The organism is Streptacidiphilus sp. P02-A3a (assembly GCF_014084105.1).
In the GTDB taxonomy this organism is placed as follows: Bacteria; Actinomycetota; Actinomycetes; order Streptomycetales; family Streptomycetaceae; genus Streptacidiphilus.
The window spans coordinates 7,059,569-7,073,478 of record NZ_CP048289.1; the positions used below are offsets into that span (position 1 = coordinate 7,059,569).

At 73.6% G+C, this 13,910-nt stretch carries 10 protein-coding genes and 1 pseudogene; 6 read left to right on the top strand and 5 right to left on the bottom strand.

Going from position 1 to position 13,910, the window contains the following annotated elements:
* Positions 1–35: 35 nt before the first annotated feature.
* Genes GXP74_RS29625 through sbnB form a run of 3 tightly spaced genes read left to right on the top strand, consistent with a single transcriptional unit; the run spans position 36 to position 2,294 of the window.
* Positions 36–272 carry an MbtH family NRPS accessory protein gene (locus GXP74_RS29625; RefSeq protein ID WP_182454297.1) on the top strand — a complete coding sequence of 79 codons (237 nt, stop codon included), beginning with the start codon at positions 36–38 and terminating at the stop codon, positions 270–272.
* Positions 259–1,278 carry a 2,3-diaminopropionate biosynthesis protein SbnA gene (sbnA, locus tag GXP74_RS29630; RefSeq protein ID WP_182454298.1) on the top strand — a complete coding sequence of 340 codons (1,020 nt, stop codon included), beginning with the start codon at positions 259–261 and terminating at the stop codon, positions 1,276–1,278. The genes GXP74_RS29625 and sbnA overlap by 14 nt, the downstream gene beginning before the upstream one ends.
* A complete protein-coding gene (gene sbnB, locus GXP74_RS29635) occupies positions 1,272–2,294 on the top strand; it encodes a 2,3-diaminopropionate biosynthesis protein SbnB (RefSeq protein ID WP_182454299.1) in 1,023 nt (340 codons plus the stop codon). The genes sbnA and sbnB overlap by 7 nt, the downstream gene beginning before the upstream one ends.
* 19 nt (positions 2,295–2,313) lie before the next feature.
* Here sbnB and GXP74_RS29640 read toward each other — a convergent pair whose 3' ends face one another.
* The 3 genes from GXP74_RS29640 to GXP74_RS29650 form a co-directional block, all read right to left on the bottom strand.
* The gene (locus GXP74_RS29640) at positions 2,314–5,214 is read right to left on the bottom strand and encodes an AAA family ATPase (protein WP_182454300.1); all 2,901 of its coding nucleotides are present in this window, start codon (positions 5,212–5,214) and stop codon (positions 2,314–2,316) included.
* A 120-nt stretch (positions 5,215–5,334) separates the two neighbouring features.
* Complete coding sequence (locus GXP74_RS29645; protein WP_182454301.1) at positions 5,335–5,520, bottom strand: hypothetical protein; 186 nt, start codon at positions 5,518–5,520, stop codon at positions 5,335–5,337.
* Positions 5,517–8,453: a type 2 lanthipeptide synthetase LanM family protein gene (locus GXP74_RS29650; RefSeq protein ID WP_182454302.1), complete on the bottom strand. Its 2,937-nt coding sequence runs from the start codon at positions 8,451–8,453 to the stop codon at positions 5,517–5,519. Before GXP74_RS29650 ends, GXP74_RS29645 begins: the two co-directional genes overlap by 4 nt.
* A gap of 142 nt (positions 8,454–8,595) precedes the next feature.
* Between GXP74_RS29650 and GXP74_RS29655 the strand changes: the two genes are divergently transcribed.
* Entirely contained in the window at positions 8,596–8,790 is a 195-nt protein-coding gene (locus tag GXP74_RS29655) for a hypothetical protein (protein WP_182454303.1), read from the top strand.
* 622 nt (positions 8,791–9,412) lie between these two features.
* Here GXP74_RS29655 and GXP74_RS29660 read toward each other — a convergent pair.
* A complete protein-coding gene (locus tag GXP74_RS29660; protein ID WP_225448291.1) occupies positions 9,413–10,252 on the bottom strand; it encodes a ferritin-like domain-containing protein in 840 nt (279 codons plus the stop codon).
* On the bottom strand, positions 10,249–11,031 hold the full coding sequence (locus GXP74_RS29665) for a ferritin-like domain-containing protein (protein WP_182456458.1): 783 nt from the start codon (positions 11,029–11,031) through the stop codon (positions 10,249–10,251). Before GXP74_RS29665 ends, GXP74_RS29660 begins: the two co-directional genes overlap by 4 nt.
* A 1,007-nt stretch (positions 11,032–12,038) precedes the next feature.
* Here GXP74_RS29665 and GXP74_RS42340 point away from each other — a divergent pair.
* Positions 12,039–12,473 (top strand): annotated as a pseudogene (locus tag GXP74_RS42340) (hypothetical protein); the annotation flags it as partial.
* Between the two features lie 442 nt (positions 12,474–12,915).
* Positions 12,916–13,812, top strand: coding sequence for a DUF4436 family protein (locus GXP74_RS29675; RefSeq protein WP_182454305.1), 897 nt, complete (start codon positions 12,916–12,918; stop codon positions 13,810–13,812).
* Positions 13,813–13,910: the final 98 nt, after the last annotated feature.

A 13,910-nucleotide genomic window follows, 5' to 3' on the forward strand; every position in this document is an offset into this window, starting at 1 on the left:
CACAGTGCCGAACCCCCGAGGGCAGGAGGGCCGATATGGCCGAGGAAGCCGCCGACACCCGTAGCTACCTGGTCGTGCTCAACGGCGAGGAGCAGTACTCGATCTGGCTCGCGGACCGCGAACTGCCGCTCGGCTGGCGGTCCGAGGGCACCCGGGGGACCCGCGAGGAGTGCCTGGCGCACATCGGGACCGTGTGGACCGACATGCGGCCGCTGAGCCTGCGCCGACGGATGGACAGCGGCGCCATCGGCGGGGCTCATGCTGGCGTCTGACGCCGTGCCCCCCGGTGTGCTCCAGACCGTGGGCCGAACCCCGCTGGTCGAGCTGACCAGACTCGACCCGGCCGCCCGCTTCCGCCTGTTCGCCAAGCTGGAGGCGCACAACCCCGGCGGCTCGATCAAGGACCGCTCGGCGCTGGAGCTGCTGCGCGAGGCCATCCGCGAAGGCCAGGTGGTCCCCGGCCGGTCGGTCGTCGTCGAGTCCAGCTCGGGCAACCTGGGCATCGGGCTCGCCCAGGTGTGCGGGTACTTCGGGATCCGCTTCATCTGCGTGGTGGACCCCCGCGCCAACCGCCAGAACATCGCCGTCATGCGGGCCCTGGGTGCCGAGGTCGAGGTGGTCACCAGGACCGACCCGGTCACCGGCGAGTACCTGCCGGTGCGGATCCGGCGGGTGCGCGAGATCCTCGCCGCGACCGAGCACGCCTACTGCCCGGACCAGTACTCGAACCCGCTCAATCCGCGCTCGCACCACGCCACCATGCAGGAGATCTGGGAGGCCGTGCCCGGCGGCCTGGACTACCTGTTCTGCACGACCAGTTCCTGCGGAACACTGCGCGGCTGCGCCGAGTACGCGCGGGCGCGGCAGCTCCCGGTGACCATCGTGGCCGTCGACGCGGAGGGCAGCGTCATCTTCGGGCGCGAGCCCGGGCCCCGGCTCATCCCCGGCCACGGCGCCGCCGTCCGCCCGGCGCTCCACCAGGAGGGCCTCGCGGACGAGGTGGTACACGTCAGTGACCTCGACTGCGTGGTCAACTGCCGCCGACTGGCGAACCGCGAGGCGATCCTCGCCGGCGGCTCCTCGGGCGGGGTGATCGCCGCGGTCCGGCGGATGAGCGACCGGATCCCGTTCGGCGCGACCTGCGCCGTGATCCTCCCCGACCGGGGCGAGCGCTACCTCGACACGATCTACGACGACGACTGGGTCGCGACGCACTTCGGCGACGTCGCCCACCTGTGGAAGGAGAACGCCCCGGTGGTTGAGGTGGCGACATGCTGATCCTGACGGCCGGTGAGGTCCGGCGGGTCCTCGACGGTGCGCGGCACGAGGTGGTCGCGGCGGTGAGCCGGGCGTACCGACTGCACGCGAGCGGCCGGACCGAGCTTCCCCACTCGCTCTTCCTGCGGTTCCCCGAGGAGGCCCGCAACCGGATCATCGCCCTGCCCGGCTACCTCGGGAACACCGGCGACCCCGGGGACGGTGAGCCGGTCGCCGGTATCAAGTGGATCTCGTCCTTCCCCGGCAACCTGGCCGCCGGGCTGGAGCGCGCCTCGGCGGCGATCATCCTCAACTCGATGCGCACCGGCCACCCGGAGGTGCTGCTGGAGGGCTCGGCGATCTCCGCCCGGCGCACGGCGGCCAGCGCCGCGCTCGCCGCCGCGACGCTCGCCCCGCCGGAGCCGCAGACCGGGGTCACGCTGATCGGCTGCGGCGTGATCAACCTTGAGGTGCTCACCTACCTGCGTGCCCTGCTGCCCGACCTTGCCGAGGTCACCCTCTTCGACCTCGACCCGGCCCGCGCGCAGGCGTTCGCGGAGCGGTGCGCGGCCCGGCTGCCCGATCTCAGGACCAGCACCGCCGGGCGGATCGACGACGCCCTGGCGGCCCACCGGCTGGTCTCGATCGCCACCACGGCCTCCGCCCCGCACCTGGACCCGGCACCCTGCCGTCCCGGGACGCTGCTGCTCCACCTGTCCCTGCGCGACCTCACCCCGGAGACCATCCTGTCCAGCGTGAACATCGTCGACGACGTCGACCACGTGTGCCGCGAGGCCACCTCCTTGCACCTGGCCGAACAGCGGGTCGGTCACCGCGACTTCGTCGCCGACTCGATCGGCGCCGTGCTCACCGGCGGCCGCCGTCACCGCGACCCCGAGGCCCTCACCGTCTTCTCGCCCTTCGGCCTGGGCGTCCTCGACCTCGCGGTCGCCGACCTGGTCCGCCGCCGGGCACAGGAGCAGGGCCTCGGCACCGACGTCCCGGACTTCCTCGCCCCCGTGGCGCGGGAGCCGTGACTCCACCGGACCGGGCCGGTCAGTCCCCGCACAGTGCCCGGGCGAGGCGGCACAGCTCCGCGCGGTCCACACTGCCGGTCTTGTGAAGCAGGCTGGCGATGTGCTTCTCCACCGTGCGAGGCGAGATGGACAGCCGCTGGGCGATGTCCTGGTTCCCGAGGCGCTCCACGAGCAGCGCGAACACGTCGTGCTCCCGCGGCGTCACGCCGACCGCCCGCAGGCCCTCGGGGATCAGCTCCCAACCCTGGCGCCGCTGCGCGACCGAGACGCCCGTCTGCCGGATCAGCGACCGGCAGGCGCCGGCGACGGAGCGGACACCGGCCTCGTGGAAGTACTCCTCGGCGGTCCGCAGCCAGGCGACGGGGTCCCCCCAGCCGTCGGCGATGGCCGCCTCGGCGACCAGGCGCAGCCCGAGGTGGCGGGCGATCGGGAACCCCCGGAACTCCTGCTGCGCCCGGTCCACCAGGCTGGAGGCCCTGCGGCCCTGGCCCTCGCGTCCGAGCAGGATGGCGTCGGCGAGCACCAGGAACTGCCGGTTCCACGCCAGCGCGGCCGCCGACCCCGCCAGGACCGCCTCGTACGCGCGACGGTCGGCGGTGCCCGCGAGGACGGCGAGCAGCGGACCGAGGCCGTGCTGCCCGCTGAGGTAGAACATGCTGGGATGCCGGTCCACCCAGGCGGTCACGGTGGCCAGCTCCGCCAGTGCCTGGGCGCGGTTCTCCTCAAGGAGGGCACAGAACGTCCGGCACAGGCCGAACAGGACCGGGGTGAGCGAGGAGGCGGAGTCGTCGGCCTGCTCGAAGCGGAGCAGTTCCCGCTCCATCTGCCGCCGCCGCCCCTGGTGGGCGGCGAGGGTGGCGGCCACCAGCAGCAGGTAGCGGTGGCTGCCGAGGTTGTGCATCCGGGCGCTCGGCTCCAGGCAGCGCTCGATGATCTCCCGCGCGGTCGCGAAGTCGGCGCGCTGCACCGCGTCCATGGCCAGCAGGCCTTCCGCGTTCTGCGCGAGGGCGAGGGCGCCCAGGTCCCGGGCGGCGTCCCGGGCCTCCCGGATCCGACGCGCGTCGCCGCTGCGCAGGAAGGCGTTCCCGCCGAGCCGCAGCAGCGCCTCCACCCGCCAGACCGGCAGGGCGTGCTCCTCCGCGACGGCGAGCATCCGCTCCAGGCAGGCGTCGGCGTGGTCGAAGCCGCGCTCGCGGGCCAGCAGGGCGAGCAGCTGCCAGGCCTGGCAGGCCACCACCGGTAGCTTCTCGCGCTCGGCGACCTCGGCCGCCTCCCGGGCCAGCCGCTCGGTCTCCGCCCGGGGCCCGCCGTGGCCGGGCAGCAGCGCCAGATGCCCCTCGACCACGGCCAGGGCCGCGGTCTGACCGGGATCGCCGGAGCCGCCGAGCTGCGCGCGGGCGGCGGTGATCTGCACCAGGGTGTCGGCGGCGTACTCGGAGATCACCGCCGCCCAAGCGAGCCTGGTGTGCAGGGCTACCCGGCGCTCGATGTCAAGCGCACCGGCCCCGGCCTCCGGCAACGACTCGGCCAGCGCGAAGGCCCGGTCCAGCTGCCCGGCCTCGGCCAGTGCGTAGACCAGCGACTCGGTGACGAAGGTGCGGTCCGCCGGTGCACCCAGCTGGTGTGCCCGCTCCAGGAGTTGCACGGCGGTGGCGGAAGCGCCCCCGGCCAGCGCCCGGCGCCCGGCCTCGGCGTAGGCAAGCGTCGCCCCTGCCTCGTCGCCGCCCGAAGCCCGCAGCCGCGCCACCAGTTGGCAGCGGCCGTCGGACAGTGCCGGGTCGGCGGCCAGGATCGCGTCGGCCGCGCGGAGGGCGGTCACGGCCCGCTCGGCCGGGGACAGCCCGGCGAGCAGGGCCTCCCCGGTGAGCGCGTGCCGAAACGCGTACTGGTCGACGGCGGTGGCGTCGGGGACGACGAAGCCCGAGGCCGCAGCCAGCTCACCCAGCAGCTCCCGGGTGCCGCGCCCGGTGATCAGCGTGAGCGTGCCGAGCGAGAAGCGGGTGCCCAGGGTGGCGGCGAGCAGCAGCAGGTCACGCAGCTGCGGATCGAGCTGCTGCAGCCGGTGCCGTAGGCCGCCGACCACGCTGGCGGGAACGGTGGCCGTCAGGTCGCCGACCACATGCCAGCCGCCGGCGTCCTGCCGCAGCGCCCCGGAGCCGACCATCTCGGCAAGCAACTCCTCGACGAGGTAAGGGTTTCCGTTGCTGTGGGTACTCAGCCGCTCGACCACGGCCTGAGGCACCTGCTCGACCCGCAGCTCCAGGCAGCCAGCGGCCAGGGCGCCGATCTGGGGGGCGTCGAGCGGTTCCAGGACGGACATCGAGGCGACCCGGCGCCGCTCGGCGCCCCGGGCCAGCTCCAGGGCGGCCCCCGGCTCCGGCCGCAGCGTGGCCACCAGCAGGATGGGCAGCCCGGCCAGGTTGTCGACCAGGTAGTCCACCACCGCGATGGTCTCCAGGTCGGCCTCGTGCAGGTCCTCCAGCACGAGCAGGCAGCCATCGATCCGGCCGAGCACGGCCAGCATCCGCAGCACCGCCTCGGCCAGCTCGACCGCGCTCTCGGGGTAGCCGGGGACGGCAGCGTGCCGCCACTCCGGGATCACTCGGCTCAGGGCCGGACGGTAGGGCTCCAGCTCCGGGTCGTCGGGGATACTCGTGACCCGGAAACGGGAGTTCAACGCCTCGATCAGCGGGCGGTACGGCATCCCGGCGCTGGTCGGACTGCCGCGTCCGCGCAGCATCGGCAGGCCCAGCGACTCGGCCTGCTCGGCGCAGTCACTCGCCAGCCGCGACTTGCCAATGCCCGCTTCCCCCACCAGAAAGACCGCGTGGCCGGCCTTTCGGTGAAGGCCAGTCAGAACATCGTGCAGAAGCTGGCGTTCAGCCTCGCGACCTATGGTGCTCAGCGAGTTGTTGCGCACCTGGGAAGGCTACTGTGCTGCACTTGTCATGAATAGTGAACGTCCGGGAAAGGTGATCATCACAGGGCCTCCCGGGCGCACCCCCGGATCGGGTCGGCGCGCCCGGGAGGGAACGGGCGGTCACCGCATGGTGACGGAGGTGTAAGGACCGCCGTCGCGCGGGGCCGACGGCCCGCGCAGCAGCTGGGACCTGAGGCCGAGTCGGCCGCTGCTCCGCAGCCGGATCTCACCCGCCGGATGGTCGGCGGTGGCGCCGAGCAGACTGGCGGGCTGCTTGCCGAGCTGTACGGGGTCGGTCGTGTTCATGAGTGAGTAGCCTTCCGCTTCGGCTGATCTCGGAGTCGCACCGCAGCGCGGCACGCGGGCCGGGCCGGCGATGGGTCATGGGTCGACGACTGCAGCAGCAGCGCCGAGGGGACACGGTCGGCGAAGCCGAGCCGCAGCAGGCCGTGGCCGATGCCGGCCACGCCGGTGAGCAGCCCGGGCTCCGCGATCCCGCCAGCGGCTACCCGGCGCGGTCCGCGCCGGGCCAGAGCGGCGGCCCGGCCCTGGAGCGCCGAGTGGGTGGACGGGCGGCGCAGCAGCTCCAGTGCGCCCCACTCGCCGTGGCACAGACCGCGGTCGGGCAGCCGTCCGGCGCCCGAAAGGCGCCCGACGGCCTCGGCGACGGCCCCGGCCAGTTCCAGCTCCGCCATCGCCTCGTCCCGGTCGGCGACCGCGAGCGCCACCCCGGCCGCGCCCCGGCACCAGGAGAGGTCCGCCCCGGCGGACGGCAGCGCGGCCACGGCCGAACGCAGCATCGCCAGCCCCGTCCGACGGTACCGCGCGCCGCCGCCCGCGGCGGCGAAGCCGAGCAGGGCCCAGCCGATCCCGGCGGCGCCGGTGGCGAAGGCGGGCACGACCGGGACCGGGGCGGCGGCGAGCCGGTCGGCGCAGGCACTCGCGCCGCGCCAGAGTTCGGCGGAGGGCCGCAGCCGGTGCGCGGCCAGGAGCGCCGCCAGGCCGCCCGCGGTGCCGTCGAGTACGCCGAGCGGCTGCTCGGCACCGGCGGCCCGGACGGTCAGCGCGGCCGCCGGGGTGACCAGGGCGCGCAGCTCGGCGTCGTCCAGGGCGGCCGCGGTCTGGGTGAGGGCGTACAGGATGCCGCCGAGCCCGGTGAAGCCGCCCGAGCCGACCGCGGCGAGGTCCTCGTCCGGGAGCGCGGCGAGCCGGTCCAGCAGCTCAGGCGCCGGGCGGAGCGCGGCACGCGCCGTCTCGGCGTAGCGATCCGCGCCGGTGACGGCGGCCAGTTGGGCCAGGAACAGGGCGACTCCGGTGTATCCGTGCCCCAGGTCGGCGCCGCAGGCCCCGAGCCTGCGGTACCGCTCACCGAGCAGTTCGATGCCCAGCCAGTTCGCCCGCCCCCGTCTCCGGTGGGCCTGCTCGACCAGCAGGTCGCCGAGCTCCCGGGCGGCGGCGAGCAGCTGCTCGGGAGCGGGCGGCTCGCCCGGCCCGCCCGACCCGGCCGCCCGGCCCGCCCCGGCGGCCGGTGGGCCGGGCACAGCGGCGGGATGGGCCGGTTCCGCGGTACGGCAGGCAAGCGCGGTCAGCATGATCCGCTCCTGCGCGGCGCGGTCGGCCTCGTCCATCGCCGCGAGGCGGTCCGCCACCCGGTCAAGTCCGGGCTGGTCGAGGGCGCCGGGGATGCGGGCGCCGGTGCCGCTCCACAGGTCGGCGTGGCCCGGGCGAGCGGTGAACACCGGCACGTCGCCGTCCCACAGCTCGGCGACCTCGTGGTCGAGCAGTCCCGGCCAGCCCTGGTCCTCCACGGCGTCCGTACCGAGCAGCCGCAGCAGACCCTCCCGGTCGCCCGGCTCGCGCAGCGCGTCGGGGTGGGCGGCCTCGGCGAGGACCGTCGCGTAGACCTGGGTGGCCCGGGTGACCACCCGCACCTCGTCCTCGGCGAAGCGTCGCAGCAGCTCGGCCAGTCGCTGGCGGTGGGTCAGAACCGTTCGGTAGCCCGCGCGGAAACCGGCCACCAGCGCTTCGGCGTGGGCGGCCGGCTCGGCGTCGGCGCCGTCGAGCCGGGGGCGATTGGCACCGGCGCGGGCCGCGCCGGGCCGACGGACCAGCCGCATCTCGTCGGTGCCCGCGGCCTCCCAGCCGACCGACTCGACCGGGGAGCGGTGGTCGGTGCCGCCGCCGAGGCCGGAGAGGTCGAGCGCGGCCTCGTCCCCGAGTACCAGTCGCGGCAACAGACCGACCCGCTGGACGGACGCCTCCAGGGCGAGGCCCGCCGGATCGTCGGCGGCGGGGCCATCGGGCAGCGGTGGGTGGAACAGCGTCTCGACGTCCACCAGTACCGGGTGCTCGCCGCAGGCGATGAGGTTCTCGTGGTGCAGGTCGGTGAGGTCGAGGACGTGGGCGACTGCCAGCAGCGCGCCCTGGCGCCGGTAGAACCGGTCCAGCTCGGCCCGGGAAGCGCAGGGCCGGGCCTCGACGAACTCCGCCCAGCCGTAGCACGGTCGGGTCAGCAGGGCCGGTGTGCGTAACCCAGGGGTCCCGGAGTGGGCGTTGAACCAGTCGACCAGCTCGCCGAAGTGGCGGTCGGCGTCCAGCGAGCGGGGCTTGTAGACCACGCGGCTGCCGTCGGCGAAGCACAGCACGGCGACCCGGCGGCCACGCCGGTGGGCGTCGCCGACGGTCCGCTCCACGGCGACCAGCGGTCCCGGATCGCGCCCTGCCAGCAGGCGGTCGACCAGTTCGGCGCGGTCGGCGGCGTACCGGGTCAGCAGCTCGGCCATGGCCGCGACGGCGTTCACGCAGGAGCGGCCGATCAGCAGGGCCAGCAGCGGGTACTCGGCGAACAGCCGGTTCAGGCCGACCCGGGTCCCGGTCGCGGCGACGAAGTCGCGGAACCTGGCCTGCGGGGTCGTGCCCGCCAGTCGCCCCTCCGCTCGGGCCACCTGGAGCTCCAGCACCATCGCGCGGGCCGCCAGGCCGCCCAGCTCGGCGGCCGTGGCCGCGGTGAACTCCTTCGTGATCTCGATCAGTCGGACCGACCGGCCGACCATCGGGTCGAGCGCGGCCAGCAGCCGTCGCCCCGTCAGGTCGGCGAACGGCGCGAAGACGAAGCCGAAGCCAGCCGTACCGGGCAGCGGGCCGGACAGCCGGACCGGCTCGTCGGGGGCACCGGCGAGACCGGCCTCGACGAACTCGGCCGACCCTGCTGCTGCTGCGAGCGCATCGGTAACGGTCACGGGTCAGATCCTGGCAGCCGCCGCAGGAACGTCACAAGGGCCACAATCCTGCCGTAATTACCCTTCCACTACCGGCGTCGAGGTACGGGTCGGTGGGCTCGGCAGCGTCGGCACGCACCTGCGCGGGCAGGTCCGCGCCACCGTGTATCTCCCGCTCGGGGAGCGGGAGTTCCCGCATCCGGCGACCGTGCCGGACCGCTTCAGCCGACGCGTGGTGGGCTGGTCGATCACCGACCACATGCGCGGCGACCCGGTCGCCGACGCCCTCACGACGGCCGCCGCCACCCGCCGCACCCTGGACGGCGCGATCTCCCACAGCGGCCACGGAGCGCAGTAGGGAAACCGCCAGTTCGCCGCACCGTGCGCCCAGTTGGGCGTGGTCCAGTCCATGGGAGCCGTCGGCACCAGCGCCGACAACGCCGCCTGCGGCCCGGACACCGAGCCCTGGCCAGGCTGTCGCATCACGGACTCGCACGATCTTTCGACCATACTCGCGGGCGGCAGCGGGTGCGCGGGTGACGGGAGTCAAGGACGGGCCGGGCCCGACGGGCCGGGACCTCCCGGCAGGTGGGCGGCGGTGGGCCAGTCGGGGCAGAACCAGGTGCCGGAGTGGCGCTGGAGGCGCAGGGGGTGAGCGTGGGGTTCTACGTCGACTCACGATCTGCGAACCGGCGACACCCGAAGCCGACATCCCACTGGGCTGTCCTGCGGCCTTGACCCGGGAGCCGCCGCTGGCGCAACCGGCCACCGCGCGGACGAGCGCGCCCGCTGTCGCGGCGTGCCGAACCGAACGTGCGCATGACGAAGTCCTCATCTGGGAGGGAACGGTCCTGGCGAAGGTCAGGACCTGCTGGCCACGCATGGGAGAGGGTGCGCCACCTCCGGTCAGGTGGTGGCGGCGCACCGGCAACCGCCGTCCTCCCTGTCCTCACGACGGACGGAGGTCGTCTGCGGGGCCGTCAGACGGTGAGCAGCGTCGGGCTGGCGGCCTTGTCGGTGGGCAGGAAGTCGTCGGGGACGGGGTACTGGCCCAGGACGAAGTTGAGGATGGCGGCGTGCATGGCCTCCACCGGCGCGATGCTGGCGGCGGTGGCGATGCCGCCCGCGCTGGAGACGTTGTAGGTCGCGAAGAGGTAGGTCTGCGCGGCCTGGTTCTCCAGGTCCAGGGCGAGCTGGGCGACCGCGCCGGCGCTGGTGGCACCGCCCAGGGCCTTGAGCGTCGCGGGCTGGTTGGACAGCGGGACCCCGGTGATCGCGGGCTTGCCCGCGCCCGTGAGCACCGCGTTCCAGGCCTTGGCGTGGTCGGCGTGCTGGGCCATCGCGGTGGTCGCGAAGGTCCCCACCGCCGCCGGGACCGTCCCCAGCTTGCCCGCCTTGGCCGCCGCCAGCGCCGCGGCGTAGGCACCCACCGCCTGATTCTCCAGCGCCGTGGCCAACGCCACGACCTGCAAGTCACCCGTGTACAGGCTGTTCGCCGACGGCGCACCCGAACCCGACATCGCCGCACCGCTCGGCGTCGCGTCCTGGCTCTTGGGCGAACTGCTGCTGGAGCAGGCAGCCAACGCCAGCGCCGCTGCCACGCCACCCGCGCCGAGCAGGAATCCGCGCCGCGAACCCATCCGCAACCGCTCCACCCCCGCCGCCGTGGGCTGCGTGTCGCGCAACTCCTCGGTCAGGTCGGCCGCGGCGGCGTGCATCCGCGGCAGGTACTCCTGGTGCGCCTCGTCCAGCTCCCGGGTCAACCGCGACAGCTCGCCCTCGGAGATCGGCAGCTCCCAGCCACCGTTGCCTGCACTCACTGCACAGCCCCTTCACTGATCGGAGAAGCGTTCTTCGTGGAATAGAAGGCGTCGGGGAACCCGACGCTGCCCGCCGCGGCCGGCAGCTTCGCCAGGTCCGTCGGGATCGCGATCAACGACGCGTCACCACCGGCCAGCAGCGCCTGCACCGCCAGCAACGTGGCACGGTGCTGCGCCTCCACCGGCGCCACCGACGCGAACAGCTTGCGCAACGCGGCGTCGGAGACCTTCGAGGTGTAGCTGGTGTACGTCTGCGCCGCCACGTCCTCCAGGGTGATCGCCAAACTGACCACGTCCCCCGGGCCCTTGATCGAGGGCAGCATCTGCTTGACCACCGCCGCGTACTTCGGGTCGGGCCCGGTCTGCGCCTTGCCCCCCGCCTGCGTGACCGCGGCGTTGAACGCCTGCGCGTGGGCCTGGTGCTGACTGGTGGTCTTGGCGATGAACGCCGCAACCGTCTTGTTGCCGTCCTTGATGAACGGCAGACCCGCAGCGGTGGTGTACACACTCACCGCCAGGTTCTCGATCGACGCCGCCGTCTGCAACGCCATCACATCGCCACCCGACGCGGCCGCCGCCCGCGAGACCCCCCACAACGCCGCACCACCCGCGACCGCCGCCACCGCTCCCCCACGCTGCCACCAACGCCGCGCGGGCTCCCGCTCCTGCCCGAACTCCGACAGCGCGTCACGCGTGATCCGCACCGCGTCGCTGTTCAGGTCCTGCGACTGCTCGGTCAACTCAGCGAGCAACCGGGTATCGAGATTCTCCTCGCCCATCACGCCCCATCTCCATCACAAGGTCATCCAACCGGTGGCGTACCAGCCTCCCGGCGGTACCTCCTGACTTCGCCACCGAGCCCCCAACGGATTGGTCTCGCCCCCGCCCAGACGATCCGGGCCGCCTCCAGCCGCAGACAGAGGTGAGCGCTGACGGGACAGCCGGGCGAGGGCGCGGTCCGCGGGAAAGCATGGTGTTGTCCCCGCTTCCATGGAGGAAGCGGGGACAACCCGCCAGGCGACTCGTGACGGGGGCGTGACGGCCGTTTTCGAGTATGTGAACCTGGCGGTACCGGGGCACCGCCCGGGAGGTGGGCGCCCCGGAGCAGAGGGAGCGAAACTCAGTACGCTGTTCCCGGACCCGTGAGACGAACCCCGAGCCCGGGGGCGGTGGGACACCTGCCGGACATCCCGGCCGCCATGGATGATTCGCAGCGAGGCGGTGTGTGGATTGGTCGTGAATCCCTCTACCGGAGATTCACTCGTCGGAGACCCGAATCGGGCGACAGCATCCTGTACGCGCCGAATACCTCACCCAGGCTGGCCAGACGGCATGTTGGTACTCGTGGAGCATGCCGCCGAGTCGTGCTCGTCGTCGCATGTGGAGGGCTTGGTCGAGGGCGTCAAGGATGTCCGAGGATTCTTCGTCGGCGTGGGCCGAGCGCAGGACCTGGCGGGCGTGGGGGTCGGCCAGGAGTGCGGAGACGGCGCGTCCCTCCTCGATGTGGTCGGGGGTGGTGTCCAGTCGGTGTCGCCCTGGGTGGCCAGGGCGGCGCGGGTGCGGCCGACGGCGCGCCGAGATCGGCCACCGCGGGCCGATGGCGGCGCCGGTGCGCCCGTGGGGAGGCCCGTCTGTGGCCGGAGTCGGCTGATCGGTGCCGCTGTCCCCTCTCCTCGAAGGGGCAGCGGCGTTTCTTCAGATGTCGTTGTGGGAGAACCTGGCGCCCGCCGAGTGGGAACAGGCCCTCGAAGAGGACTGCGTCGAACACGCCACCGGTCACTGCGCGATGACCAAGGGGCAGGTCGACGCGGTCCTGCCCGACATCGAGAAGCTGACGGCCGCCCTGGACCAGGAGGTCAGGGACGACCCGGGCCTGGTCGCCGCGCTGCACCCGGCCAAGCCGGCACCACGGACGCGCGGCGTGGCCACGGCGTGGTCGCAGGTCACCACCAAGATCGCTGAGAAGAGCGAGGACGCGGCGGTACGGGCCCTGGGCGCGACGAAGTACGCCGACGCCATCGGCGGCTTCGCGGAGAAGGTCGCCACCGCCAACACCGTCCACGACGGGCTGACCGCCACGACCGCCGAGGACGTCGCCAAGACGGTGGTCGGCGCGCTCCCCGGCCTGGGGGACGCGCTCTCGATCGCCGACGCGGTCAACAGCCGCGACCTCGAATCAGGCATCGTCGCCGTGGTCTCACTGACCGGCACCATGGTCGCCACGGTCTGCCCACCGGCCGGAGTGGTGATCGCCGCGGCCGTGCTCGTCTACACCATCGCGAAGAAGATCTGGGGCTGGCTGTGCAGCAAGTCCCGCGACTGGCGACTCGACCCACCGGGCAACCCCCAGGACCTGTTCGACGAGGGCGCCGACCTGGCCTGGGACGCGCGGACCGGCCTGGTCAACGGACACCAGGGCGAGAACAAGAACTTCGCCCTGCTGCTGAGCCAGTTCACACCCCGTCGTCGGCACCGCCGGGCTGGTTCTGCTCGCCGCAGGCGCCGTGCTCGTGCGACTGCGACGCAACCGGCGCGGCGCGCACCAGTAGCCCCCTCCCCCGAAGCGCGGAAGCACACCGCGACCGGACACCCGCCCGCGTCCCGCGCGCCCCGCTCCACCTCCGCGCGGGGCCGTTGGGCACATCGAGGCGAGGAAGGGCATCGTGACAGGAGCAGGATCGGGCGGCAGGCGCGGATCCCGGGTCGGGGCGGCACGGCGGTGGCTGGGCCGGCTGCTGTGCGTGCTGCTGGTGCCGGCGCTGTGCACGGCGGGCCTGCTGCTGTACCTGAACGAGCGCGATGCCCACCGGACCGGCCACACCGTCGGGGACCGTTCGGTGGCCGACCGGGTGGACGTGGAAGTGACCGTGCAGAAAGTCGACCCCCTGGGCCAACGGGCCGTACTGCGGGTCGCCCTGGTCCCGCGCGGCTCCTACGCGCAGGGCGACAGCGACCTGCTGTCCAAGGATCTCGTCGTGCGGACCCTGTCGCCGACCACCCCGATCCTGACCCTCCCGGCGGGAGTACCGGTCCCGGCCCAGGACATGGCGGTCGGCCTCTACGGGGGAACCGTCTCGGACTACCCCTTCGACCGCTACAGCGCCGACGTGGGCTTCGCCGCCGTGGCCGGGGACCGGTCGGTGCCGCTGACACTCACCCTGGTAGACGCGGACCCGTTCTTCACCCTCACCGCGCGCTCGGGCGACGAGAGCGACGGCGGCGTCTCGCTCCAGGAGCGGATCACCCGGTCGCGCTCCAGCCACTTCCTGGCCTGGTTCATGATGGCGGCGATGTGGGCGCTGGCGCTGTCGGTCCTGGGCGCCGGGTGGATCGTGGTCAGCCAGCGCCGAGGGCTGGTGTGGCCCGCACTGGGATGGATGGCGGCCACGCTCTTCGCCCTGGTGGGGATGCGCAACGCCGCCCCCGGCAGCCCACCGACCGGCGCGCTGATGGACTACCTGGCGTTCTTCTGGGCGGAACTGCTCGTGGCACTGACCCTGACCGCAGCCGCCGCCCAGGGCTTCTGGCACGAACGCCGCCCACCCCCCACCACCGACTGACCCGAGCCAACCGAGTAACCGGAACCCGGGACCGGTGCGGCCACCCCACGGTTGTCGTGACCGCGCCTCGACAGCCGCGACGGTGCCGGGCCGTCTGG

Excerpts from the sequence above, each read along its gene's own strand:
- GXP74_RS29625 (WP_182454297.1), top strand. The coding sequence starts at position 36 with ATGGCCGAGGAAGCCGCCGACACCCGTAGCTACCTGGTCGTGCTCAAC.
- sbnA (WP_182454298.1), top strand. The coding sequence starts at position 259 with ATGCTGGCGTCTGACGCCGTGCCCCCCGGTGTGCTCCAGACCGTGGGC.
- GXP74_RS29665 (WP_182456458.1), bottom strand. The coding sequence starts at position 11,031 with ATGGGCGAGGAGAATCTCGATACCCGGTTGCTCGCTGAGTTGACCGAG.
- sbnB (WP_182454299.1), top strand. The coding sequence starts at position 1,272 with ATGCTGATCCTGACGGCCGGTGAGGTCCGGCGGGTCCTCGACGGTGCG.
- GXP74_RS29645 (WP_182454301.1), bottom strand. The coding sequence starts at position 5,520 with ATGAACACGACCGACCCCGTACAGCTCGGCAAGCAGCCCGCCAGTCTG.